The organism is Agrobacterium sp. 22-3639C2 (assembly GCF_053522105.1).
In genome coordinates, this window is record NZ_JBNWDB010000008.1 from 121,620 (window position 1) to 146,881 (window position 25,262).

At 48.6% G+C, this 25,262-nt stretch carries 18 protein-coding genes and 1 pseudogene; 10 read left to right on the plus strand and 9 right to left on the minus strand.

Going from position 1 to position 25,262, the window contains the following annotated elements; all coding sequences use genetic code 11:
* Nucleotides 1-201: 201 nt before the first annotated feature.
* Nucleotides 202-1,605 carry an indoleacetamide hydrolase gene (gene iaaH, locus ACQZ6D_RS26760; RefSeq protein ID WP_045231698.1) on the plus strand — a complete coding sequence of 468 codons (1,404 nt, stop codon included), beginning with the start codon at nucleotides 202-204 and terminating at the stop codon, nucleotides 1,603-1,605.
* Nucleotides 1,606-2,113: 508 nt separating this feature from the next.
* On the opposite strand, the gene ACQZ6D_RS26765 is transcribed toward iaaH, so the two are convergent.
* Nucleotides 2,114-2,797, minus strand: coding sequence for a RolB family protein (locus ACQZ6D_RS26765; protein ID WP_081880123.1), 684 nt, complete (start codon nucleotides 2,795-2,797; stop codon nucleotides 2,114-2,116).
* A gap of 764 nt (nucleotides 2,798-3,561) precedes the next feature.
* Here ACQZ6D_RS26765 and ACQZ6D_RS26770 point away from each other — a divergent pair.
* Together ACQZ6D_RS26770 and ACQZ6D_RS26775 are read left to right on the plus strand one after the other, a co-directional pair.
* Nucleotides 3,562-4,668, plus strand: coding sequence for a glycerophosphodiester phosphodiesterase family protein (locus ACQZ6D_RS26770; protein WP_045231699.1), 1,107 nt, complete (start codon nucleotides 3,562-3,564; stop codon nucleotides 4,666-4,668).
* 237 nt (nucleotides 4,669-4,905) lie between these two features.
* Nucleotides 4,906-5,835 (plus strand): SDR family NAD(P)-dependent oxidoreductase, encoded by a 930-nt coding sequence (locus ACQZ6D_RS26775; protein ID WP_233278963.1) that lies wholly within the window; start codon nucleotides 4,906-4,908, stop codon nucleotides 5,833-5,835.
* 814 nt (nucleotides 5,836-6,649) lie between these two features.
* Here the strand turns inward: ACQZ6D_RS26775 and ACQZ6D_RS26780 are convergent.
* The 3 genes from ACQZ6D_RS26780 to ACQZ6D_RS26790 all read right to left on the minus strand — a co-directional run bounded on the left by ACQZ6D_RS26780 (nucleotide 6,650) and on the right by ACQZ6D_RS26790 (nucleotide 10,191).
* The gene (locus tag ACQZ6D_RS26780; protein ID WP_065687545.1) at nucleotides 6,650-7,594 is read right to left on the minus strand and encodes a RolB family protein; all 945 of its coding nucleotides are present in this window, start codon (nucleotides 7,592-7,594) and stop codon (nucleotides 6,650-6,652) included.
* 478 nt (nucleotides 7,595-8,072) lie between these two features.
* Entirely contained in the window at nucleotides 8,073-8,768 is a 696-nt protein-coding gene (locus ACQZ6D_RS26785; protein ID WP_010974818.1) for a RolB family protein, read from the minus strand.
* A gap of 706 nt (nucleotides 8,769-9,474) precedes the next feature.
* On the minus strand, nucleotides 9,475-10,191 hold the full coding sequence (locus tag ACQZ6D_RS26790; RefSeq protein ID WP_045231701.1) for a RolB family protein: 717 nt from the start codon (nucleotides 10,189-10,191) through the stop codon (nucleotides 9,475-9,477).
* A gap of 1,054 nt (nucleotides 10,192-11,245) precedes the next feature.
* On the opposite strand from ACQZ6D_RS26790, the gene ACQZ6D_RS26795 reads away from it, so the two are divergent.
* Nucleotides 11,246-12,817, plus strand: a complete 1,572-nt coding sequence (locus ACQZ6D_RS26795; protein WP_045231702.1) for a hypothetical protein — start codon at nucleotides 11,246-11,248, stop codon at nucleotides 12,815-12,817.
* 455 nt (nucleotides 12,818-13,272) lie between these two features.
* On the opposite strand, the gene ACQZ6D_RS26800 is transcribed toward ACQZ6D_RS26795, so the two are convergent.
* Entirely contained in the window at nucleotides 13,273-13,938 is a 666-nt protein-coding gene (locus tag ACQZ6D_RS26800) for a RolB family protein (protein ID WP_233283094.1), read from the minus strand.
* 771 nt (nucleotides 13,939-14,709) lie between these two features.
* Here ACQZ6D_RS26800 and ACQZ6D_RS26805 point away from each other — a divergent pair.
* From ACQZ6D_RS26805 to ACQZ6D_RS26830, 6 genes and pseudogenes are all read left to right on the plus strand, one after another.
* Nucleotides 14,710-15,975: a glycerophosphodiester phosphodiesterase family protein gene (locus tag ACQZ6D_RS26805; RefSeq protein WP_045231703.1), complete on the plus strand. Its 1,266-nt coding sequence runs from the start codon at nucleotides 14,710-14,712 to the stop codon at nucleotides 15,973-15,975.
* Between the two features lie 864 nt (nucleotides 15,976-16,839).
* Nucleotides 16,840-17,124 (plus strand): agrocinopine phosphodiesterase, encoded by a 285-nt coding sequence (locus ACQZ6D_RS26810; RefSeq protein WP_010974926.1) that lies wholly within the window; start codon nucleotides 16,840-16,842, stop codon nucleotides 17,122-17,124.
* Nucleotides 17,117-17,572 (plus strand): inositol monophosphatase family protein, encoded by a 456-nt coding sequence (locus tag ACQZ6D_RS26815; RefSeq protein ID WP_045231761.1) that lies wholly within the window; start codon nucleotides 17,117-17,119, stop codon nucleotides 17,570-17,572. The genes ACQZ6D_RS26810 and ACQZ6D_RS26815 overlap by 8 nt, the downstream gene beginning before the upstream one ends.
* Before the next feature lie 36 nt (nucleotides 17,573-17,608).
* Nucleotides 17,609-18,136, plus strand: coding sequence for an NUDIX hydrolase (locus tag ACQZ6D_RS26820; protein ID WP_045231704.1), 528 nt, complete (start codon nucleotides 17,609-17,611; stop codon nucleotides 18,134-18,136).
* Between the two features lie 23 nt (nucleotides 18,137-18,159).
* A pseudogene (locus ACQZ6D_RS26825) lies at nucleotides 18,160-18,795 on the plus strand (sugar phosphate isomerase/epimerase family protein); the annotation flags it as partial.
* A gap of 71 nt (nucleotides 18,796-18,866) precedes the next feature.
* Nucleotides 18,867-19,550, plus strand: a complete 684-nt coding sequence (locus ACQZ6D_RS26830; protein WP_421721600.1) for an autoinducer binding domain-containing protein — start codon at nucleotides 18,867-18,869, stop codon at nucleotides 19,548-19,550.
* A 510-nt stretch (nucleotides 19,551-20,060) separates the two neighbouring features.
* Here the strand turns inward: ACQZ6D_RS26830 and ACQZ6D_RS26835 are convergent.
* From ACQZ6D_RS26835 to virE3, 4 genes are all read right to left on the minus strand, one after another.
* Nucleotides 20,061-22,115: a virA/G regulated protein gene (locus tag ACQZ6D_RS26835; RefSeq protein ID WP_045231705.1), complete on the minus strand. Its 2,055-nt coding sequence runs from the start codon at nucleotides 22,113-22,115 to the stop codon at nucleotides 20,061-20,063.
* A gap of 66 nt (nucleotides 22,116-22,181) precedes the next feature.
* Entirely contained in the window at nucleotides 22,182-23,852 is a 1,671-nt protein-coding gene (locus tag ACQZ6D_RS26840; RefSeq protein ID WP_045024005.1) for a type IV secretion system single-stranded DNA binding effector VirE2, read from the minus strand.
* A 13-nt stretch (nucleotides 23,853-23,865) separates the two neighbouring features.
* Nucleotides 23,866-24,057, minus strand: coding sequence for a type IV secretion system effector chaperone VirE1 (virE1, locus tag ACQZ6D_RS26845; RefSeq protein ID WP_010891482.1), 192 nt, complete (start codon nucleotides 24,055-24,057; stop codon nucleotides 23,866-23,868).
* Nucleotides 24,058-24,172: 115 nt separating this feature from the next.
* Nucleotides 24,173-24,424 (minus strand): type IV secretion system virulence effector VirE3, encoded by a 252-nt coding sequence (gene virE3 / locus ACQZ6D_RS26850; protein ID WP_010974776.1) that lies wholly within the window; start codon nucleotides 24,422-24,424, stop codon nucleotides 24,173-24,175.
* Nucleotides 24,425-25,262 lie beyond the last annotated feature (838 nt).

Below are 25,262 nucleotides of genomic sequence, written 5' to 3' on the forward strand. Positions count from 1 at the left end.
GCGGGTCCAACTCGCCGCTCAATCAGGTTGAATATTGATTGATACAATACTGTTTCCGTTTGAAAAAGTGCCCTTAATACCTCCAATAATTCGGATCATACGCCGTGATTGGGAAATTCCCTCCAATAATCGCGCAATTTGGGCCCAAGCGCGGTATATTTATTTGATCTGAAATGGGCTTAAAATCCCCAATCCAGAAAGATGGTGCCCATTACCTCGTTAGCACAAACCCTAGAACGCCTAAGACGGAAAGACTACTCATGCTTAGAACTAGTAGAAACTCTAATCGCGCGTTGTGAAGCTGCAAAAGCATTGAATGCCCTTCTGGCTACAGACTGGGATGGCTTGCGGCGAAGCGCCAAAAAAATTGATCGCCATGGAAACGCCGGAGTAGGTCTTTGCGGCATTCCACTCTGTTTTAAGGCGAACATCGCGACCGGCATATTTCCTACCAGCGCTGCTACGCCGGCACTGATAAACCACTTGCCAAAGATACCATCCCGCGTCGCAGAAAGACTTTTTTCAGCTGGAGCCCTGCCGGGTGCTTCGGGAAACATGCATGAGTTATCGTTTGGAATTACGAGCAACAACTATGCCACCGGGGCGGTGCGGAACCCGTGGAATCCAGGTCTGATACCAGGAGGCTCAAGCGGTGGTGTGGCTGCTGCGGTGGCAAGCCGATTGATGTTGGGCGGCATAGGCACCGATACCGGTGCATCTGTTCGCCTACCCGCAGCCCTGTGTGGCGTAGTAGGATTTCGACCGACACTTGGTCGATATCCGGGAGATCGGATAATACCGGTTAGTCCGACCCGAGACACCGCCGGAATCATAGCGCAGTGCGTAGCCGATGTTGTAATTCTCGACCAGGTGATATCCCGAAGGCCGGCGAGAATTCCGCCCGTGCCACTGAAGGGGCTTCGGATCGGCCTCCCCACTACCTACTTTTACGGTGACCTTGATGCTGATGTGGCCTTGGCAGCTGAAACGACGATTCGCTTGCTAGCCAACAGAGGCGTAACCTTCGTTGAAGCCAATATTCCCCACCTGGAGGATCTGAACAACGGGGCCAGCTTGCCAATTGCACTTTATGAATTTCCACACGCTCTAAAACAGTATCTCGACGAGTTTGTGGGAACAGTTTCTTTTTCTGACGTTATCAAAGAAATTCGTAGTCCCGATGTAGCGGACATTGTCAACGCACAAATTGAGGGACATCAAATTTCCAACGCTGAATATGAACTGGCGCGTCACTCCTTCAGGCCAAGGCTCCAAGCCGCTTATCGCAACTACTTCAGACTCTATCGGTTAGATGCAATTCTCTTCCCAACTGCACCCTTGGCGGCCAAAGCCATAGGTCAGGATTCCTCAGTCATCCACAATGGCTCAATGGTGAACACTTTCAAGATCTACGTGCGAAACGTGGATCCAAGCAGCAACGCAGGCCTACCTGGGTTGAGCCTTCCTGTTGGCCTTACACCTGATCGCTTGCCTGTTGGAATGGAAATTGATGGATTAGCGGGTTCAGACCACCGTCTGTTAGCAATCGGGGCAGCATTAGAAAAAGCCATAAATTTTCGTTCTTTCTCAGATGTGCCGAACTAGCTGTTTACCACGCCAATTATTGTCTAATAAATCTGCGCTTCATTTATAATTATTCTTGAAATTCATAGAATACTCAGCGCGTCTGTGTCGCCACCAAGATCGAAACATCTGCTTGATATAATAAAAATCGATATATAAAATTTTTAGTTAATCCTTCTCACAGCTTAGAATAAGCATTATATTATAATTCAGTGGTAAATTAGATTCTAAAGCAAAATTAAATTAGCAATTTACATAGGCTGCACCTTTAATTTGCTTTGATTGATAGAACGGCTCAAAAGTTATACTGCGACTCGAGACCAAAATATTAATCAGATACATCTATGGTAAATAATTTATTATTCATAAAGCACACAACGATACGACATCGGTAATTAAAGTACATATTGGAAATACACTGATTATCTGCATGCAGGCTACATCATCTTATTATCATTACATAGACTTGACACATTTCGTTACGATCGGACACTGTTGCTTCATTCCCGCTCACACACAGATGTGCGTATTAGACCAAGCGCTTCAACAAGGAGGTGAGAGCCATTGTCCACCCCGCCTTGGGTGCCTTTTTCAGCCCGTTATCCTGAAAGAGAGCTTTGCCGACCGCGACTATTTCAACACAGAAAGGGTCAGCCCGGGATGGCGCCAGGAAGGTATCGCCGCCGATCTTCACGTGCGAGAAACTTGTGTTCTGAAGCGAAGTATTCGGAAGGAAAGCAATATAAGCATCCAAGTCATTTTTTTCATTGTTTGTAATTTGACAGACCTCGTTCTGCCACCACCTCATAGTTTCTTTTGTTAATCCTTGGGCATAGGGTGGAACGGTGGAGATGACCACGCCTTTGCCGGAAAAGCCCTCATAAAATCGCTCGCATGCATACCTTCGCATTTCTTGAAACGAACAATAAACGTACATTAGAGAATCTTTTAGTATAATATTCAGGGGTATACCTGCTGGGCCTGGCAAGCAAGCAACTTCGCAAAAGCGCTTGACCACTTCATCTATAGCTGGATCAATGGGAACATCAGTATTAATGATGGAATTCATCCAGGAACGTCGAACAGGTATGAGATCCTCTTGTGCAAAGCTGCGATAAGCAATCTCTGTGTGACGTAGGACGAGTTTAAGTTGACGCCGATCTTGTATATTCGAGCTACCGATAATGTTGAATATCGGTCGACTGTGATACATATCGAACTAGTTACTTATTTTTGAATGTAAATTTCAGTCACAGTCAATAATTAAACGCGCTTCAGTGCCCCTTATATTGGGTGACTCTATAGCATCAATCACGGGATTGGTTTGAAATTAATTGAGTCGAATCTCAACACCGAAGTATTTCGTCCTTTTACCCTATTAAACTATTTATCTTGATGGAGGATTTTTCAAAAATGGGACCTGCCTTTCGCTGAAAACACCGACAAAGGTGTGATGTGAGGTCGAAAATTTGAAGATTTGCGCAACTAATCGGATAGTGGCCGACAAATTGACGCCGAAAATAACAATGACTGATTATCCGTGGAGTGATTCCAGCTAAGTTATGCCCCACAATAAAATATTAGCTAAAACTGTCAGCATTTGTGCATTATTTAAGTACTCCATTTGGCAATATCTATATACTCCACGACAAATTTTGCTTGTCACTTTTAGATCGAAATCGCTGCAATTCCCGCCGTGCACCCGGCAATTCGCTTTAGCTCGCAAATGGCTGTGAATGTAAGAGTACTTTATATTTTACTCACCATGTCGTTTCGTAACCTCCCGTTTTTTTTGCGCAGGTCCTTTGTCAACGTAAGCCACTCAAGGTGGAAGGAACCGTTTGGCCGGCTTGGACACTCCATTGGGATCTACCAGAAAACGTTACTCCCCCCGAGGTTCTCGCACGCCATTCTGTCCCAAGGCTTCTAGAACGGCTCGAGGAAGACCTGCCCTTACAGGTCATTGAGCACAGAGGAATGTTCAATTTAGGGAAACGAATTCAAGAATGCACCGCGAGCTCATTGTTGGCCGCGCTCGGGCAAGGAGGACGCAATCTGAGCGAGTTGGACGTCTGTTTAACTTCAGATAATGTAGCTATCGTTTCTCATGATCTTAACACTTGGCGAGTGTCTGAAAAGTTGGGAGATAAGCTTTTCAATGAAATTCACTCGTCAAAAATCAAGGATGTACCTGTTATTATCCGAGAGGTATCAAATGGGATAATACAAGACAAGTATCTTGAAACCATTGATCATATTCCTTTGTTAACTGAAATATTCAGCAAGGTATTTTTGGCTAATCCAGATGCCACCATTTTCCTAGACGGTAGGAACTACGATGCTCACGTGATTGTGGCTTGGCTTAGCCACCGGCCGGAATACCATCAAAGAGTTGTTGTACTTTTCTATACATTTGAATACCCACACGGCGGTGCCTTCGTTGATGCAGTTTTAAATGCCCAGCCCGCATCTGCTTGGAGGAAATCAATCTCCCTGATGCCCGCTCTTTTTCCTGAAGAACTGTGCCGACTGGCCCGTCTGCGTCAAGTTACTGAACCCACAGTCGATGATTTGTATTTGGCAGGCAAAGCCTGGTTTGATTCCATGCTAATGCAAGACATGAGGATCGTGGCGGCACATGTTGTTTTCTCCGGGGTGACCAGAAATTTGCTGGGCCAAGTTGTCGATAAAGATGTCTTGTTGGCTTTCGATTCAGATCAAGCCGCAGTGAGACTCGCGTATTACCTCAAGGAGGATACGATGATTAGAGCTAAACGCCCTCACCTGAAGTTTGCTGCGGTCACTAGATGCTATGACTTCGCAGCCCTCCTGGATTCCGGCGAGCGGGGTGAGTTCTCCATCGACATTAAAACAGGCAGGGCCCGACGTCATGAGACAGACGAGCGGAAACACATACGTTGGAGAAAAGGAACACCAGGAAATTCGGCAACAATTGCGGACTGGGTAATCTCAGATCGACCTGAAGATGAAATGGCTATCTGGGAATGGCGAAATCAAGGAATCGATCGTGAAGTTTCTCATCTAAGTCCACACTTGGATCTTAATATAGAAACGTCAAAATAAAAGTCTCGTAATTGAAACAATATGTTTATTAATTTCGATATATCAATGTGTTCACGCGTATTCTATCTTTTTATTCGAGATGTATGTTGTCCATTATAATGAATATGTAATTTTCTACATTTCGAAGATAACTTTAGACGTGTTAAATCTCTGTTATTTCGCGCCAGATTTACAATAATTCTCATTGGTGGCGAGCGCCACTTTGGCATGCATGAGGGTGGTCTCGGTCCACGGAAAATGTTTGTTGAAAATTACCCTGATTGTGAAAAAACTGAACTCTTTTCCGCTCGAGAGGCGGGAGCACTGACTCATGCCCGCCGGTCGAATATTCTTTTCGTTTCTCATGGCGGTGTACTCTCAGTAGTTGCTACACTGCTCGGGGTTGAGCTGACCGCGATGCAAAGATGTAACGCGTGTGTTCTCCACTTCAAATTCGATGGTTCATCTTGGAACGTCCACACTAGAGACAGCGGGGTGTTTCTGGTCACTGGTGCATCTGGAGGCATAGGCAAGGCCATCGTCGACAACCTGATGCGGCGTGGTTTTCGTTTGAGCTTAGGAGCGCGTAGCGTGGAAAAACTGGAAGCCACTTTTGGGTTTCAGAATGAATCTCTTCACTTCGCACGTTTTGAAGCTGAGGACCTCCAAACGATGGAGGAGTGGGTATCGACGGCCATGATAAAATTTGGGAGGATAGATGGCCTTGTTAACAATGCTGGGGATGGAACACGGGTAGCGCTTGCGGAGGGAATTGACTATGAGCAGCTTGAGAGACAGTGGAAGATCAACGCTGGGGCTCCGCTGAGGATGATCATGCTGTGCCTGCCTCAGCTCGCGAAAAGTGGATCTGGCCGGATCGTCAATATCAACTCCATGTCAGGCCAGCGGGTTCTGAACTCGTTCGTTGGTTACAACATGACAAAACACGCCCTCTCAGGTCTCACGAAAACAGCCCAGCATGTTGGGTGGGAGTCCGGCGTTAGAACAATGGAAATATGCCCAGGCTATGTGGCGACAAAAATGAGTGCTTGGACTGATGAGATTGAGGATGATGGTAAGATCCAGCCCGAGCACATAGCTGAACTTGTTCGACAGGCTATCGAGCGTCCTAACAACGCTTTTGTCCCAAAGATTGAGGTGCTGTGTATGAAAGAAGCCACGCGTTAAACGAAATCGGAGGAGATATAGGTTGCGCGGGTCGCGTGCTCTGTTTGATTAACTCTTGATGTTTTCTTTATGTCTGTTCCCGTGTAATTTTAAATATTATGATGAATAAAACCTTTACTCCTCAGTGTTTTTATTGATTTAATCATTTTCCTTTTGTATTGAGACAGTACGGATTTTAGTTAATTAAAATGAAGGCCTCTGGGAAAATCAAAACCCTGATGACCTAAGTTTTGTCTACAGCTTTAACGACTAGAACCTTATGGAAATAATTATTCCGAGGGCCTTTCATAGAAAATCAAACAAGCTAAAATAATGATTGAACAGAGTCACCATCTGCCAAGATGAAAAAGTCAATGGGATTGATCACCAACTATGGGGTACTCGATTGATAATTTCCCCTAGCAGGGTGCCGAATGAAAATTGCAGTGGCATAATTGGAGACCAGATTTCTATTTTTGCGGCACGCCGCACTCGGTGACCCTTGGCCACGTCCATTTGTCTTTACGATTTTTTCAAAAATGCGATAATTTCGGGAAATCACTTCAAACTTAGTCGCTCGGATTCTCGATATTCAATAATTGAACTGCGAAATTATCGGGTTTGTGTTCGACAAATAATACCTGTTAAATACCTATCTGATTACCTGTAGCAAACAACCATGTTCTATCAATATAGCATGATCGCTATTTTAAAATTTTTATTGGTGGCCATATCAGCCAATAAAACATTTGTTTCAACAACATCACAAGGACCGCACTCGAACATAGATAATTATTTAAGCGAAAGCACAACCAGACAGCAAATTAATACAGATTCAGCGATTAAAGTAGAAATGCTTTGAAACAGATCGGAGCTTCTTGAAGAAGCGCTTCCAAGGTCTATGACGTTCATTCGGCACTCGATTTCCCGAAAGCAAGGGTTTGCAAGGATGATCTTGCGTCGGGGTCAGATTTGGAGGCCGCACGGGGTACACGGCGTCGGCTCCTAAAGCCGCTTCGGCCCAATTATCAGTTGTCTCCGCCGTTGGAACGTTGCGTGACAATTCGACACTGGCCCGAACATGATTCAAACGAGAACTCTCCCCGACGCTTTTCCAGTCCCAGGACGAGCCATCAGCTAGTATTTCGCTGAACAACGCTCTACCGAACGCGATGATGTGGCAAGGGAGTTCCAACCCTCCTTCTCGTAGAAAGAATTGGACACTTTCGCCACCCAGGTAAAACCGCGGCCCTCGCCGGAAAGCCGTGGTGGGAAGGAAGGCCACAAAATGACTCAAGTCTTCTTCGCCGGTTCCAGCTTCGACGCGATTTCCATCGTGTAAACGCTTGAACAAACATCGCACCATTTCGATTGTAACTCCGGTTCGGTAAGGAGCTAACGTGCATGCGAGAAGGTTCGCCCTTCCGAATTGGCAAAGATCCTTAGACTGCACATGACTCAGCATAGCTTCCCGGGAACAATAAACATAGATTGGCGCCGCGTCTTTACAGATCACCTCCTGCTCTGCGATGGACTGAAGCGTCGGCGGACGAGGAAATGGGAGACGAAGAAATAACGCGGAAATTTCGTTTTTTAGCGCGCTCTCTGCCAATCGTCCCCGCCAGTATTTCGTCCAAATCTCCTGATAAATCAGGAGATTATCGCGGATATAGATATGATATAGGATGCATGCACTGGTCAAAAATAGATGCATTTCCATTCTGTCATTAATAGATTCAAGAGTAAGCGGAGCGAAGCCTGGACGTGGTGGAACCATCATATCTATTTGCAGAAATGGTCTTCACCTCATCCGCTCAAAAGGCTTTAAATAGACCCTGCATCCAATTACACAGTTCGTCACACACAAGATAACTTTCGCTTACGACTATTTCCCGCTATTCATTGACTTTGTGTGGCATCAAAACGTATATGTCGTTATATGTATTGTATTCTTTTAAAACTATAGGTATCCGAGGCAATTGCCTGGGGATAAGAACTTTGAACAGCATGTTTACTATTTTACGACATATCGCACTGTTCTGTATGAATATTTGTTTCAAAAACACAAACAAACGAGATAATTTATTTCGCTTAGAAAGATGCTACAGTGCTTGAAAACAGAACGTAGTACATACTGGCAATAGCCCACGATCTGCTGCCGATGTGCAACAGCAGATTATCATAACTTAAAAGATATTTCACAATAAACCGGTAAACGGCGATGCGGACCTTCTGGCTTCATTCCAACGCTTAGTTTCTTACAGGCAGGTGTTTGTCTTTCCGGTGAAGCAACAACGCAGAATTCCAAGACCAGAAGGCCTTTTTTTAGCAGCGGGATAGGCCAAACCAACCGCTACGACTTCAAAATGAAAGCGGGATCCTGGGAGCAGCGCAAAGAACTTATGAACATAACGATCATTGTGAACCTCATAAACGCTATATGGCAATTTCAGAAACGACTTGCTCGGGAGAAAGGCGACATAGGCTTCCAAAGCATCCGGAAGGAGGCAAGACCCTGGGGATATCAGGTTATGCCCATAGCGGACCTTCTCACGCGTCACGCCTGCATCGAAGGGTGACATGGAGCACACGACCGAGCCGATCTCTGAATGAAAAGACACAATACGTTCTTTTGCATATTCCTCAAGCTTCCTGCGAGGACAGTAAATGTAGAGCGGATTATCATTCACGGCGATTGTGTCCAACGGCCCCAACCTCGGTCCGTGCAAGCATGCATACCTGCTGAACCATGTCAGGATTCCGGTCACAGCATCACCCGGATCGTCGTAGAGTACGAGTGACTTGACCCAATTTTTTTGGGCATCAGCCAAGGTTTGTTCCACAAAATTGCGATAAACCACGACTGCTCCGATCAGCACGAGCTTGGCCTCTTCGCGGTTCCGGATCCGCAGCAGGCTAATCACCGTGAAAACAGGACGCTGATATACCATCATTAAGCTTTATGCGGGGTGTAAGCATCCGGAGCTCTTTGGAGCCCCAGAGATTGAATCTTGCTTTATAGCTGAAAAACGCATGTGCAGGGAAGGTGATCATGGTAATTTTACGGATTTCTACTGTTGAAATACCTTTTGGAAACAGAATTTCTGTCTGTTAAACTACAAACAGGACCCGTTACTTAACTATTGGATGAGCGTAGGGCCGTTTTTTCGATAATTGACATGTGAATGACATAAAGCAGGTTTCGAGCTTATCGAGGTGATCCTTATCGCCACATTGTCAAAAAGCATCCACCATAGTCCTATAATTGCTGACAGACACGTAGCGTGCCTCCCTGGCTCATCGCAAAATTGAGGCTTGTGCCTTCGCTTGGCTCGTGACGAAGCCAGCTTTCGATGCCCGAAAACGATGGCCCACATTGTCTCACGAATCATTACGATTCTGTCAAAAAAATACGCTGTTTCACCAGGATGAATTTTCAATTTGTGTAAAATCTGTTCAATAAATAATACTTCCTCAAAGATGTTTCAGAAAAGCATCACGGACTTATTTTTATCAAATTATTTTTATCGCATTCTTATCCTTGCATGAAACATGCATCCATATCATTACATGTCTCATCGGGAGATACACAGTGGCACTAGCATGGTTATATTGATCCCATACACTAGGGTTGTTTTCTATCCATGAATAGAAAACAGATTAAGTGCTGATAAGGTTCTGTAGTTCATCGAAGCTGAGATTTGGCAAACCAAATTCCTCGTCCGACTGGGAGAACAGCGTCTTCCCCACTGCGACGATGTCGTATGGGATTATGTCGTTCTCTTCTCTACTGAAAACGACAAAATGCTCCTCCGCGCCACCACGGGTGGTGATTTTGGACATGCTGATCGTGAATTTCTTACTGGGCAAAATGGCCACGAAGCAGCTTACGGCATGCGGCATGCTATAGGCGCCTGGCAAGATACTGTTGAGTACGTTCTTGAGCTCCTCTGCTGGAATATCCGTTCGGTATGGTGGGAGTGATGAAGCCAGCACAAATTTGCGATAGCACCGCAATAGGGTTTTTCCTTCGACGTATTGCGATAATAAATTCAGGGAGGTGTAGATGTAGATTGGTGAGTCATGTTGGCAAATTCTATCTGGCTGGACGGCGCCAGGAATGCTGCAACACGGCGTGAAGACACAGCTTTTGATTGCGCGCAGAGTCTCTTCGTCTAGGCCGGATTCGGAAAGGACTCGGACAACCCACGATTGCTGGAAGGGGAGAATCTTTCGAGTGAGGAAATCCCTATAATTTGCGACCGCCGCGCATAGGCTCTGCTGAAGTTCTTCCAGGGAGGTGTTTGCGAACAAATCAATTGTCGGAAAAACGGGGCGATCATCCCCTGAGGGTATCATATTTTGATTGTAAGACATTAGTGAGGTGTGCATGGCCGAAGGCTAATGGCCCTCTATTATAACACTCACCTGCCCAGTGATTGTCAAACATCGCAATAATGAAAGATTAGGTTACTATTTCGCTCGTGCCGCACTTGTCAAAGTGGGAAGGAGCATATCAACATTTTCAAACGCTTGTTCCCAGAACACCGACGAATTCATTTGACCGTCACCAGAGCTTTGATGCTACTCAGATATTTGGGCACCGCGATGGGACCCGTGAAACAGCCTGGGTCCACTTTTGAATTGCGTTGCTCCTGAACATCATACCAACTGCCACGATAAGGACTTGTTTTTCACACTTTCGTGTAAATCAATAGTCAGCAATCGAACCTGCCGACAAATTTGAAAATCTCTCAACAAGTCTCCCAATGAGGTGAAACTGCTGTGTTCGAAACACGGAAGCAACCATGTTTCGGTTGGGTTGGAGAGGTTTATCTTAGCGACTCTCTTTCAAGAACGCGTCCCATGCCATACAGCCAGTCATTCAGGCAACGTCGCGCAGTTTGTCATTTCGCCCTACAATCACAGCGGCGCTAGAGGAAGCGACAGATTTTCGAATGATAGCTGGCTTTCCGAGAGTCGAGTTAAACTGTTGATGTGGGTTCTGCGTGCCAGATTGAATATTTCAATTTCATTGATACAGTTAAATATTCCGCGTATATGCCTCCCCTTTCCTTTAACGTTATGAACGTGCTGTTATACCATTCCAAATGGAAAAATACAAATTCGCTGAAATACCAACAATTGAAATTCATTGAATCGCACTTGGCTCTATAATATTACACGATCCGTCGTACAGATTAAGTCATTGGCATCATTATTAGGCGAACGGCACATTTTCTTTTCGAATAGAAAACTCGTTTTCCTTTAAAAAAACAACTGACTATCGTCTAGTCGACGCCGCTGCTTTGACTTATAGGCCAAAACAGGACCGAGACCCACGCGGTGCATTTTTATTCGGTGGATCCGAGCACAATTAATAAAGGAGCTTTTGCATTCCCTGGATGCCTCAAGCTGTGCCAAGTTATCAATGGAGAACCAGAACACTCCGGTTGAGGCGATAGAAAGAAAGCTCAAAAGCAGCTGGCTTCACTCCCTCCATGTCAGAAAAATCCTCCCTTCACCCTTCTTGGGAGGACCTTACTCTTACATCACTGAGGAAACCGATGTCGGCCAAGAAGCAGACTGCATTCGAGGCCATTCCGTCACTCCACTGCCAGAAGATGAAGGCATGGTATCACATCATATGCAGCAGGTCTTTTGTTCAACGCACCAGCCAGCGGCCCATGACCATGTAGATGCGTTTGCTTTAAGAGCAGCACCGGAACCGGCCGTCATTCCTGATGAAGATATTGCCGACAAATCTTATCGTCCATTCGCCAGTTCGGAGAACAGCTTGACGGATATCCTCATGCGCATGCCCCTATCCACGCGAAACGCTTGGGCCACTCAAGCGCGCAAGGAAAGAGACGACGCCTTTCGAGTTATTCTTGAACTCCCCAGCCTGCCCAAAGAAGTTAAAAAGTACCTGCGTCGCAGCGCGCAATCCATTCAAACGCAAGAAATGAGGTGGCAACTAAAATGCCACCTACCCCTTTCGGAGAGGGGTCTGTTCTGGCTTTGGTTGGTCATAATGCAGTTGGCGGTTGTCCTGCCCGACATAGTATCTGCCTCACTTGGAGCGGAAGTTGCCGTCTTGCGCTCTGGGCCTATTACTCTGCAAACACAGCTTATGGTGCTTGCGATTTTTGATTATCCTTGGGCGGACACGAGGCTCGCCGCTCACCTGGCTTGCGAAGTCTTCCTCGGAGGATTGCCAGTTTTAATTTTTGGCTTATTCGCCATTGCTATGCCCCAACATGAGGGAACCACATTTCACACCGCCAAAGATGTAGCATGGAAGGCGTCACTATGCATTCTGTGGCAAATGCTGATGCAGAACAGGAAGAACATCCGGGATTTATTAAAATACTCTTTCTTGCGGATGAAAAGGATTTCTACAGCTCAGAGTTCCGATTTCACTTCTGAATACACAAGATTGAGGAATTCCAGCACCATCATCTATTCCTGGCTCGACACCTTTGAGGTGAGTAACCGTCTCCGTATTCAGATCGGTTACCACAAACAAGACCATGAAGATGCCCTGAGGGTTCTCCGGTGGGTCGGCCATATTGCCGACGATAAAGACCGCAATCCTCGGGGAGGCAAAGCAGGCATACTAGTAGCAATCCTGACGATGGCTGGCCTGATATGCCTCTCTACGTTTCCAACCGATGCCTATTCAGGCCTTATTGCGGCGGCCAATCTTGTGCCGTTAGCTGCGCGGGCCGCTGTTGACGTTATGGATAATTCGCAAAGCTCGCACGATCTGTTGCGCCTTTTCACCGCAACCGCCGGCGTAAGTTTTCCAAGCACTTTATTCGTGCTGGGCAATTCGAGTTACTGGCTTCTGACGAAAAAATCTTTTCTTGCTGGGTTCGCCAACATTCATTTCTGGATAGCCTTCGTACTGATCTTTTTCCTGAGCCTTTTTCCCAAACTTTGGGGGAGACTATTCATGCACGTTGGCTCGAGACTCCTCAATGATCGTTCAGGAGCTTAATATTTTGTTGGTCCACTTCACCTGGAGGGAGAAAAACGCGTGATCCAAAAAAACCACCGCACAATGTATCTTCACACAAAAGCATCACGGCAGTCATTCACGTTTTAAAAAGATTCTATTATTACTTTACATATACGGAGCTCATTACATCTTCCTCTAAGAGAAACTGTCATTGCATCAGCATAAAAGCGTCTTGTTTATGGGCCGTTGCTCATCTCATTATGATTACATAACGTTATACGCAATACAAAAATCCATATGCAAAAGACATACAATAAAATAAACACCCAGCGTACAGATCATAATACGCAGATTGAAAATCTGACATTACAATTTATTTATAGTGAATCCGCGGGCAAAAAGCCGACCAAGCGTAAGCGCCATTAGATATATTCGGACCTTTTAACTTCACTCCCTTTCAGCCCCAGATATTGGGCCAGTAAACTCATTTGCCATCAAAATAACAGCTTGAGACGGTAATTGAGAAGCTTCAACAAACAATTTCTGAGTTTCTCTTTACGGCTCCTATCTTCAAAAAGAGCCCGCCCCACACAAAGTATTTCGCAGCAAAAGGCATCCGTTTGCGACGGTGCCAAGAAACTATAGATACCATTCTTCGTGTGCCAATAGCTCGACTCCTGAAGCGAACTGGTTGGCAAGAATGCGATGTATGCATCCAAATCGTTCTTCCCGCTGCAGGTATTCACACAGGCCTGATTTTGCCAGACACTCATATCATCTCTCGTTACCCCCTCAGCATAGGGTGGAACTGTGCAAATCACCACGCCGCGATTCGAAATGCCCTCATAGAATCGTTTGGTTGCACAACTTCTCATCTCTTCGAACGAGCAATAAACATACATCGGAGAACCTTTGAGTATCAGGTTCATCGGCTCGAGTGTCGGCCCATGCAAGCAGGGCGCGTCTGCAAAGCGATTCAGCGCGTCATCAATGTCAGAATCTGGAGAGTTAAAAAGATTGGCGACTAAATCAACCCAGGAGCGCTGCGCGGAGGCAACCGTGTTCTGCACGAAATAGCAGTAATCTTCTTCAGCTACGCTCAGGACGGGTTTAAGTACCTCCCGTTCTCTTATCTCCCAGGTATCGACTATGTCGAACACGGGTCGTTCGTAGTACATTCTGCACTTTGGAGGTGCTTCCCAGGTCCCCCTGCCAATCTAGCGACTTTAACTGCAGAGCGCGCGTCCGTAAAGTATGAGGCTTCTATACACTGCCGCAGATAATAAAAATTAGTAATGTCGGCAAAAATACAGGGCCTCTAGAATAATAATTCAACCATAACGCAATAATTTCAAGAAATTTCCTTAGTCATAATAGCCGATATTATAATATTAGTCTCTTCTTTATAGGCATCATCCTTTTATAATTATGCACCTCCATCTGCCGACAGCGAAAACGTGTTTGTACTAACATCAAATGATAAACGTGCTCCTATATAAGAAATACTTTCGGCGGCCTAGATTGAAAGAAGTCAGACCCGTCGAACAGTACGATTTGAAAATTCTGGTATCCACTGCCATTGCGGCCGACACTGACCTTAGCTTTCAAAAAAGGAGCGGGATTCCCGCGCATGCTTATATCATGATGAATTTAAGACGCTATTCCTCAACTTCCAGCTGGCAGTCTTGTCTTATACATTTAAACTGGGCAAACGACCTGTGTAGCGCTTGCTATAACAAACTAAACCGCGCTCTTTCTGTGCGGCTGCGATCATTCGGTACCCTCCTGCTCTAGCCCGAACCGACGTTTCGAACACACGCTTTTCTCGAAATATGGATGTAGGTTCATCTTTTTCTTTCTTTTGATTTCCGGTTCATTCCGAGTTTTTAACCGGTTTTTTTCAGGTACTCTGTCAGCGCAAACCCTTCCCAGTGAAGGATACAGGATGGCCCAGGTGGGAAATCCAGTGGGATCTCCCAGCAGGCGTAACTTCAGACGAGGTGCTTGCTCGTCATTCGGTACCACACCTTCTTGAACGCCTTGAAGAGCAACTGCCCCTTCAAGTCATAGAACACCGGGGCATGTACAACTTGGGGAAGGGCGTACAGGAGTGTACCGAAACCTCATTACTGACTGCCCTCGGAGGGATGGAACGGCGAAATCTTTCTGAATTGGATACGACACTAACTTCTGACAATTTGCCCGTTGTGTCTCACGACTTCAATACCTGGCGGATTTCCACGTTACCGGATAGACTGATCCGAGAACTCCATTCAGCAGATGTTAAGAATATACCGGTGATCATTCGAGAGGTTTCAAATGGTGAGATCACAGAATCATACACCGTAACAAACGACATCATCCCTTTTCTTGAGCCTCTTTTGGATAAGGTTTTCGACGTCAATCCAGGCGCAACCTTCTTTTTAGATGGTCGCGACTTTGAAGCCCACATTATCACTGCTTGGCTAAGCCGCCGTCCGAAATACCGTCAACGTGTGGTCCTTCTCTTTTACACCTTCGAGTACTCCAGCGGCGAAGCGTTCTTTGACGCGGTCAAACAGGTTAGCCCTGAGCCTGATTGGAGGGAAACCGTCGCGCTCATGCCGGTGATTTTTCCTCAAGAACTTCCGAGGTTGGCAAAACTGATCGATCTTAGCGACATCGCCGTCGAGGACCTTTATGAAGGCGGCAAAATCTGGATCGATTCGATGCTCAGGCAGCCGATGAGAGTGGTCGCAGTTCACATTGTGATGGCCAGGGTAAAACCTGAGCAGCTGGGCCTCTGTGACAAACCGGAAATCGTTAGAGCCTTCAACGCAGATTACGCCGCAGTACGCCTTGCCTATTATGTGAAGGACAATCCAGAAGTGCGAAAGATGCGTCCACACCTTAAGCTGGCAACTGCAACAAGATGCTACGATTTCTCCGCTCAACTGGAAAATGGCGAGAAAGCAGAATTTTCAATTAACATCAGGACAGGGAGACCGATGCCACGCGAGACAGATGAACGAAAGTACATTCGCCGTGGCTATGGAATACCCGGCAATGCAGCAGCGATTGCCGACTGGGTTATATCAGACCGATCTGAGGATGAGATGTCATTCTGGGAATGGCGTAACAAAGGCGTTCCCCGCAGGGTTGATCACCACTGCCCCCATCTCGACGTTATAGAGCAAGATGGAAAATCTGTACCGTGATATTATTATAGAATCCCGTATATCAGACATAGGAAGTAAATTATGTTATCTATCTATTCTCTGTAATATTGAATTACTTATATAATTTTCATATTTTATAATAGTCTATATATCTTGGTATATAAATGTATTTATAACTTTAAATAACTCGTAAAATAATTATAACTGTAATGACTCCGCGCAATATTTACACATAGACACACACATCATCTCATTGATGCTTGGTAATAATTGTCATTAGATTGTTTTTATGCATAGATGCACTCGAAATCAGCCAATTTTAGACAAGTATCAAACGGATGTGAATTCAGTACATTAAAAACGTCCGCAATGTGTTATTAAGTTGTCTAAGCGTCAATTTGTTTACACCACAATATATCCTGCCACCAGCCAGCCAACAGCTCCCCGACCGGCAGCTCGGCACAAAATCACCACTCGATACAGGCAGCCCATCAGTCCGGGACGGCGTCAGCGGGAGAGCCGTTGTAAGGCGGCAGACTTTGCTCATGTTACCGATGCTATTCGGAAGAACGGCAACCAAGCTGCCGGGTTTGAAACACGGATGATCTCGCGGAGGGTAGCATGTTGATTGTAACGATGACAGAGCGTTGCTGCCTGTGATCAAATATCATCTCCCTCGCAGAGATCCGAATTATCAGCCTTCTTATTCATTTCTCGCTTAACCGTGACAGGCTGTCGATCTTGAGAACTATGCCGACATAATAGGAAATCGCTGGATAAAGCCGCTGAGGAAGCTGAGTGGCGCTATTTCTTTAGAAGTGAACGGTTGACGATATCAACTCCCCTATCCATTGCTCACCGAATGGTACAGGTCGGGGACCCGAAGTTCCGACTGTCGGCCTGATGCATTCCCGGCTGATCGACCCTGCCGCTATTGCCCGCCAGGCCGACCTCGATGCGATGAACATCGAGATATACCACTTCGCCAGCGGCGAGGCGCGCCAGCTTCGAGACAAGGGCTTCGCGGCATTCTGCTACCTGCCAGCCGGACATCATGAAAAGCTGATGCAGTACGGCATCAATGTCGAAGCTCAGGTTATCCAGGGAATCCGCGACGGGGAGCTCGACCAGTTTCTCGGAGACGATGTCGCACAGGTTGCAAGGCTGAAAGAAGAAGCAAATGGCTGATCAGAATATGCCAAAGTCTGCCGAGCAGGATACCGCTGCCATTGTCGAGAAGATCGCCCGCAAAGCCGGCGAGCGTGCCCTCGATCACTTTCGTTCCCTGTCGAGCCTTCCCGTCGAGACAAAGGGACACCTCGACCTCGTTACCGAGGCCGACAAGGACGTTGAGGCATTCCTGATTGGCAGCTTGCGGGAGGCGTTCCCCGATGATGGCATCATGGGTGAAGAAAGTGGCGAGATTCCTGGCGCCTCCGGGCGCGTGTGGGTCATCGATCCGATCGACGGAACATTCAACTTCGTCCGCGGCGGCCAGAATTGGGCGATCTCGATTGGTCTGTACGGGAACCGTCGTCCGTCATTCGGCGTGATTTATGCACCTGTTCGAGATCTGATTCTGGTCGGCGGCAAGACCGTTCCAACACGGTTGAACGGTCACCCGCGCCAGGGATGACCGCTACGCTTTCTCAATTCGAGGGTGGATCACGCCATGCCCGGTGAACCTGCAGGACAAACAGCTTTAGCACGACTGGCAATGGTAGCTGACAAGCTCTGGACCGGCGAAATCAGGACCCAGTACGCCGCTATTTGCTATCGGCGAACCGATGACAGTTCAGGCCCAATCGAGGTTCTCCTTATTACCAGCCGGGGTACCGGGCGCTGGGTCATACCCAAAGGTTGGCCAATGGCGAAAAAGAAGCCGCATGAGGTCGCAAGCCAGGAAGCCTGGGAGGAGGCTGGTGTCCGGGGACGCGTCCGAAAAAAGGCTTGGGGTCATTACACCTACGTGAAGAGGCTTGGTGACGGCGAGTTCATTCCGGCAATGGTCCAGGTCCATCTTCTCGATGTCCAGCGGATGGAAGACGACTTTCCGGAACGCCATCAACGCGACCTTCAATGGTTCAGTCCCCGTCTGGCGGCATCGGCGGTCGGCGAGCCGGAGCTACGCGGCCTCTTTGCGAGGCTCGAAGAACGAGAAATCCAACGGGCCGCCGCCGTCGCCTCCAAAGCGGGTTAAGCGCCTCAGAACTGGAAATCATTATGAACAATATTATCGCAACGGGCTTCAATACGGCATCGACGGACGGCGAGCTTGACAGCCTCGAGAGAGAGCTGCGCCGCCTTGAGGCAATCGGCGTCGACACGGTCGAACTCGCCCTTTCCAGCCTCGATCTGATCGCGGGTGGCCGCATCGTCAAAGAGCGTGCCGATCGGCTCAGAACCCTTCTTGAGACGTTTTCCTTCCGCTATACCGTGCACGGCCTCGTGTCCTCGAACTTCATGGACCCGGCAACGCGCCGGCACCAGGTCGATGCTGCAAAGGCACTGGTCGAGATTTGCGACAGCATCGACGCCCGCGTTCTCGTCCAGCACGCGGGCTTTCTGCGCGCCGATCAGATCGCTCAACGCGCCGGCGCTGACGAGCGTCAATGCGAAGCGCTGCTCGAATTGGGCGAGCATGCCAAAGCGTACGGTATTCGCATCGCCTTTGAGAATATTTTCACAACGGAGCCGGGCCAGTATCGTCAGACTCCGGCCGAAGTTGCCGCAACGGTGAAAGCCGTCAATCATCCGGATGTCGTAGCCCTGATCGACTTCAGCCACGCCTACCTGGAATCCAACTATCGCGGCCTCGATTTCCGCGATCAGTTGCGCGCCATGGCCCCGGTCCTTGGGGCTCCCGGTCGCCGACTGTCGAGGCGGACCGCGACGACAAGGATAGTTGTAATCACAGATGGGGGTATGGAATGCAGCACTGGCTGGACAAGTTGACCGATCTTGCCGCAATCGAGGGCGATGAATGCATCCTGAAGACCGGGCTCGCGGACTTCGCCGAGCATTTCGGCTTCACCGGTTTTGCCTACCTTCACATCCAGCACAAGCATATCATCGCGGTGACCAACTATCACCGCGAGTGGCAATCAACCTATTTCGACAAGAAATTCGACGCCCTCGATCCGGTCGTCAAACGCGCAAGATCCAGGAAGCATGTCTTCGCATGGTCGGGGGAGCAGGAACGGCCGGGGCTGTCGAAGGAAGAGCGCGCCTTCTATGCGCATGCGGCCGATTACGGCATCTTTGCGCAGCTCATTCTTGACCAATGCCGCCAATCCATCATGACCTTTACGGAAGTCGACCGGCTTGGTCGCGACCATGATCCGTACGCGGTTCGACGGAAAGATCATGCCGGAACCGCGCAGGCACGCGCAATAGCGGCAATGCGGGCGGCAGACGCACCTTCTTCCAGGCGGATGGTGACAGCGCCGACGATGATCTCAGGGCGGCTAGTTTTATTGATCAGCGGCTCCGCAACGGGTGGATCGATGACTACCGCTGCGAACTCCACTGGGTCATCGGGTGCAGGTAGAACAAGCTTGCCCTGCCGCGCCATCGTTCGCCAAGTCGAAAGGCGGTTCGCCCGCAATCCATAGCGCTCGGCGCCCTCATTCACCATCGCGCGCCAGGTCTCAAGCTTTCCGAAACGATCTGCGCCTTGACCTCGTCCGGCCAATGCCGGTGAATCTCACGTCCAGACTTCCTGGTTGTGAGAAACTCCAATGTACTCTCCATGGAGAAACTCCCGTTGCTCGTCCATGGAAAGCCGATCACAGATTAGGGCGGCGAGAACAACGGGGGGGGTAGGACATCGGTTACGCTGAAGCCCTGTTTTCCGGCATAGGTATCGCGGGGCCGCACGACACGGCAGGTGGGCTTTGATGAGACACTCACGGCATTGCTCCTATGGGCTGGCGGTTCAACATAGCTACATTGCAAGCTACACAAACGTTCTCGCAGAGTCATCTAATATGCGTAGAGGCTGCGCAGCGGGATGTCACAACTCTGAACTATTCCTCGAGCATCACCTCGAAGTGGTGTGTTCCGCACATCTTGGCCTGTTTCAATCAAGCCACTGGGTGGACACTTGAATCGGTAATTTCATTCTAAAGTGAAAGCCCTCCTGACATGGAGCGCTCTCGGCTCCGTGAGCTTTCCAAAACCCTCGGTCGCTCATGATCCGCCTTCGGCAAAGGACCCGGTAATGGCACACTAAGCAGTTCATTCAGTAACGCTTGCTGTTCCGAATTTGTCAAATGGTCGCCTTGCATCGAGAGTTCTGGTCGTGTTTCTGAGACGCGCGACAAGCCCGGTTCGCCAAACAAAGCCTGCGGATCAAAGCGCTCACTTGTCGCATTGGTCGAGTGATCGCGTTCCAAAGGCCCTTGCGAATGTTCATCGAACACACTCTCCGACACTGAACTCGTTCGCACCAGGCTGTCTCCGGAAGCTCCACGGAGGCTGTCCTCAACACGCCCGCCTGGTGCGCCATGTACTTCCAAAGGCGGCGGGACTGGCACGCTATGCAGGAAACTCAAGAGCTCTTGCTCGTTTGGATCCGACTGATGATTATTGATCGGAAATAAGGACATCGGCGGCGCTTGGGAATCCGTTCTGCCGACCGGCGATTGCGGATCGGCGGATGGGTTTATCGAGGCCCGCCGCAAACCTAACATCGTTATTCTTTCCGGCGATCCGGGAAACGACATCTCTGTTATTGACCGGCTTGACCGGAAGAGATTTCCCCGCCTCTCACTGAGGTTTTTTTCCTCTTGCTTTTCCCTTTCATTATCACGCTGGAGATTGACCGCCACTGGCCCTTTTTCCGACTTAGCGCCTTCCCTTGGAAAAACTGGATCTAAGGCACGCACATTTGACGATGGAGGTAGTGTTTGGGAACCGACCCGTCGCTCGGAGTTCGGTTGCCGAAACAAGGGTGAATTTTGTATAACGCCATCAAATCGTCGGTCTTTTGCAGGCACAACCCTAGGCTCAGCCTCATCACGACGGCCGTCTCTAAGAGAGTTGACCAGATGCGACTGCGGCGCCGAATCCACATTTGCCGTCTCCCGTGGAGGCGATCTAGGGATAACTGCGCGCTCTTGCCAAGCCTTCCTATGCTCAATGGATTCCGAATTTCGCAGCTTCTGAGCGTCGTGTTCTTGTTCACTTAGCGTCGTCAGTTTCCGACGAACCGTCACGCCGAGTATCTTTTTTGAGACTTTTTTGATATCAGCGTTCAAATACGCTGTTTCACTCTTGTAGATCTTACCGAACGTATGCTTGGTGCTCGTCAATTGCCCGCTAGCCTCATCGTAGACAGCCGATCGCTTGTTGAAGAGCCGTCGATGACTCGATATATCTCGGCCAAGTTCGTTGCCCTCTGTGTCTAGCAGGGATCTATAAGATTTGCTGAATGCGCCACCAAGTTTTCGAATCGTCGTCTGAGAGGTCTGACGATCCACGGCTTTCGTCGAATTCTTGGAAAAGCCGAGACGTTTGCTGCCGATGAGCTCGAGGTTGCCTTTTTCGTCCCGCTCAAAAGTTTCCTGCTTGGAACCTTTTCGACGGGTTAGTTCACGAAAAAGCCGGTTTTCCGGTCCGCTCCGGTAGGGTGTGCTGACCTTCTCGGAAATAGGTTGAAATAGCCGATTTCGGTTGACAAACTGCGTGCGGAACAGCAGGCCATTTTCGTCTCGTTCCCATTTTTCTTCAAAGCGTCCGTCTTTGTATTTCACATGCTTCGCGCGAAGTGTACCGTCCTCGGCATAAAGATGGCTGCTAACGCTCCTCCAGGTCTTCTTTTCGTGGAGACCCAAGTAAACATTGCCAGTCTCTGCGTTACGCTTCAGAACCTTTCTTGTTTTTCTTATTATACCATGCTCGCGCGTTAATTCTTTTGGGCTGTCGACCCGAAGCTGTTTATTTCCAAGCATTTTATAGCTTATTTCGCCTCGAAAGCCGTCTTCCAGCTTGTCGATTATCTGCATATCGGCGACATATTTTCGCTTCTGGTCCGGCGTTTCGAGCCGGGCTAGATTCCTTGTTGCCTCCTCTTCAGTAAGCGAGGTTTTACGCATTTGCTTAGAAAGCCGCTTAGCAGAACGGCGCATGTCAGCCGTAAGCGACTTCGCGACACTCTTCTTCGTCGTGTCGACCATTGTTGAATCCTTTCAAATGCATATTTTGAACTAAAGGGCTTCGTCACTGACGCGGTATCAGGAAATCTACAGACTGTTTACGGTTGGGCCGCGCGGTCGGCTTTCATAAGTCCGCCGGCTGTCACTGATGGGGGGCAATGCTGGCTCCGGCCGGACAAAAGCACGTGAATATCTATCGGACGGTTCAGCGAGAAGCTGCGCTGCGTCGCTCGGTAATTTCATCATCAGGCGCTCATATTCCACAACATTAGTGTAAGTGCCGGTTCTTTGCCCCTTTTCATTGCGATCCGCTATCAGGACATCTTTTTGAGACAGTTGTTGCAACTTTTCCGGGGACAAATCTGGAACCTCACGTAAGTTCGGGCCATCCGCAACAATAACCGCTGCCTGTCTGTCAAACTGCTCAAACTTGACACTATTCGCATGACTTTGCCGACCCATCGACACGGGCAGACCAACTTGATCCATCAGTTGGGTAAAGTGTTCGGGGTCGGAATATTCCAGTCTTGAAGGTGACATGTAACGGTTTCCGTCGCGAGCAAGGACCTGAACTCGATCCCACAACTTTCCCTCTTTCAAGGCTTGCGTCCAAGGGGAGTTGGGTAGGTTTTGCAATAGGTAGTCAACGCTTACATGGCGATCGCGAGTCATCCCTCCCTGGCCATCTGGCTGCCTTCCCATATTCACAGTCGCAGCCGGAAACTGCTTGTTGTGAGCTCGATTCTCGCCGGCGAACTCTGCGAAACGGATATCCGCACTGCCCCGCTCCCATGATTCCAAATATTTGGAGTCATGCATAATCCCAGATTTGGATTTGAGCTTGATCTCGGTATCGCTACCGTATTTAGTTTTGATTGCGCGTTCGAATTCCTCAAATCGCTTGTTAGCGTAAGCGTCGCCCGCAAACCTGTACGAGAAATGTATATCATTTTGCGGGGTCTTGATTAAGATATCCGGCAGCAGTGAACCAGCTTGAAACTGGTGCTCATAGCGTTTTTGAATTTCTCTGCGCCCGTATTTCTCTGTTTGTATATATCTATCCTCAGGCCTCAATTTATAATTTCGGTCGAGCTTAATATTCTTGTCTGTTTGATAGAAGATGTCGGTGCCAGTGATGCCCATCTCTGCGTGAGCGCGATTCCAGACTTCCAACTTGTACTGAAAACACTGTTTACTCTGTTCTCTTGGCTCCAGGTTATGCAATTGTGCAGCCAATTGCTCCGGGATATCGATCCTCTCGAATGCGAGGGGCGGGGGATAGTAGTTGCCGACTCCATCCCTATAGAGCCGGCAGCTCGCATTGAATTCCGCCTTGGTGGGCAGATGATCGAGGTTACCTTTAGTAGTACCTGCGAACTTGTCTTGTCCGGTTTGCCGCACAAGAATATACTCGTCGGTACGCCGATCATGGCCTGGTAAAGCCATCTTCGCGAATAAGTTGGATAGCTCATTTTCAACCTCAGACCGATTGCCTTGAGCGCTGCTAGAAACATGACTTGACTGAGAATCGAGCATGTCCGCATCCAACCGCGGGCCGAGATCATCCGTGTGAGTCGGGCTTCCGTGCATGTTGTGTTCGGGAGTTTCTTGGCTACCCGTCATATCAATTTCGGACATCCCGGTGGAATTTACGCCCTCCCTCTTCTGGCGCTTCAAATTCACGAAATCAGAAGTTTCGACATTGCCTGCTGCGGTCTCAGTGATATTTTCACCATTGCCTTCGGCCTTTGGATCCATCGTCTAACTCCTTTTAGCCGGCTAGGTTTTCTTCGGGGAGCGGGCAGTGAAGGACAAAATTCTCCAGTTCAATCATTTCGAGATCCAAACTCGTAAAGCCATTTGACTGGTGATGGTCGCTCAACTCCTCTTTGTGAATTTCTTGCGGCTTCTCAACCGCCAAGACAGGCATGTTTTTATTCGCATTTAGCTTGATGATCACCATATCATTGTTTCTCCTACAGAAATTACGATTTTCCTAGTGCCTTCCGCTCCGATCCTGCCCAGCCCAAATCCATCGAACGGAAAATTATCGGTGCAAATTAAGGTTTGCTCCATCTTCATGGCCCCGAATGGCCCGGTGCGAGTGTAGGGCCTCCTGCACAACTCTCTTCAGACGTGGCGCATGCTTTGCCGGAAGCCCACAATCGTCGACGGTTTTCATCTTTCTCTTGAACCAAAAGTCGCTCAAAACAAGTCACACAGTGAGGTTGTCGGTTTGCCGCCAGGTCAACTTGACTATCGACGTAAGCGGCTTCAGCCGGTAGCCTGCGCGGGACGAAAGCCGTCCGATCAACATCATCACCGTGCATTGCTTTCTAGGCTGCTGCAGCGGCAGTCACTCTTCGGACACAATCAAGACTCCTAATAGAATTGAGCCTTCGGTGAATCTACCATCCGAGCCTCCGTCATTAAACGAATATCGCGTTTCATATGTAATTCTTGCCAAGTCACGGAGTTAGCACGACTTTATCGAATAAGGCCGCAGGAGATAGTGATCGAGTAACCGGTGCCGTGTGAATGTAATTCTTTCGGAATGCCACAATGACTGGTCGTTCGGGATCCCGCCGTTAGCGTTTACGGTGTTCTGCACGGCCTCGACCCTACGGATCAGACTCTTCGCTTGTCGAGGGGGATAGTATTCCTCGACGCGCCTCGACAATCTCAAAGCGCCCAGCAAATCCCTCATCATCCGCCATGCCAAATCTCCAGCTCTTGCCGGAGACGTATTGGCACGGACCTCAATGCTCAGGAATATCCGTATTCAATGGGATGGAGACGGCGGATACGTTGTACGGTCGCAAATTTCGGCTCTCGGCGAACTCAAGTTTGCCCTATCATCCGACGATGGCGAATTGTGCAGTTCATTCAAGGTCGATCGAGCGGCATCAAGAGCTTGGCGATCCTCGCCAACGGAGACGGAAGCGGCTTGATGCGCGATCGTCATCTCCGACTCTAGCCGCTCATCGCGTTCGTTTCGAAGATGACTATTGGCATCTCCTCGTTGCGACCGGGAGGGGTTAACGGGAGGATTCTGCCAGACTTGTTTATCGAGGGCGCGTTCCGCGGCGCGTAATCTTTGAGTGTCAAGTTCGCGTTCGCTCAACCGATACCCCGGGCTTCATTGCAGCGTCGATCAGCCGGTCTTTC

Coding starts and splice junctions, on each gene's coding strand:
- ACQZ6D_RS26830 (WP_421721600.1), top strand. CDS start 18,867: ATGCAGCACTGGCTGGACAAGTTGACCGATCTTGCCGCAATCGAGGGC.
- iaaH (WP_045231698.1), top strand. CDS start 202: ATGGTGCCCATTACCTCGTTAGCACAAACCCTAGAACGCCTAAGACGG.
- ACQZ6D_RS26780 (WP_065687545.1), bottom strand. CDS start 7,594: ATGATGGTTCCACCACGTCCAGGCTTCGCTCCGCTTACTCTTGAATCT.
- ACQZ6D_RS26775 (WP_233278963.1), top strand. CDS start 4,906: ATGTTTGTTGAAAATTACCCTGATTGTGAAAAAACTGAACTCTTTTCC.
- ACQZ6D_RS26820 (WP_045231704.1), top strand. CDS start 17,609: ATGCCCGGTGAACCTGCAGGACAAACAGCTTTAGCACGACTGGCAATG.
- ACQZ6D_RS26840 (WP_045024005.1), bottom strand. CDS start 23,852: ATGGATCCAAAGGCCGAAGGCAATGGTGAAAATATCACTGAGACCGCA.
- virE1 (WP_010891482.1), bottom strand. CDS start 24,057: ATGGTGATCATCAAGCTAAATGCGAATAAAAACATGCCTGTCTTGGCG.
- ACQZ6D_RS26770 (WP_045231699.1), top strand. CDS start 3,562: ATGTTCAATTTAGGGAAACGAATTCAAGAATGCACCGCGAGCTCATTG.
- ACQZ6D_RS26815 (WP_045231761.1), top strand. CDS start 17,117: ATGGCTGATCAGAATATGCCAAAGTCTGCCGAGCAGGATACCGCTGCC.
- ACQZ6D_RS26835 (WP_045231705.1), bottom strand. CDS start 22,115: ATGGTCGACACGACGAAGAAGAGTGTCGCGAAGTCGCTTACGGCTGAC.
- ACQZ6D_RS26785 (WP_010974818.1), bottom strand. CDS start 8,768: ATGATGGTATATCAGCGTCCTGTTTTCACGGTGATTAGCCTGCTGCGG.
- ACQZ6D_RS26765 (WP_081880123.1), bottom strand. CDS start 2,797: ATGTATCACAGTCGACCGATATTCAACATTATCGGTAGCTCGAATATA.
- ACQZ6D_RS26795 (WP_045231702.1), top strand. CDS start 11,246: ATGGAGAACCAGAACACTCCGGTTGAGGCGATAGAAAGAAAGCTCAAA.
- ACQZ6D_RS26810 (WP_010974926.1), top strand. CDS start 16,840: ATGCATTCCCGGCTGATCGACCCTGCCGCTATTGCCCGCCAGGCCGAC.
- ACQZ6D_RS26790 (WP_045231701.1), bottom strand. CDS start 10,191: ATGTCTTACAATCAAAATATGATACCCTCAGGGGATGATCGCCCCGTT.
- virE3 (WP_010974776.1), bottom strand. CDS start 24,424: ATGCACGGTGATGATGTTGATCGGACGGCTTTCGTCCCGCGCAGGCTA.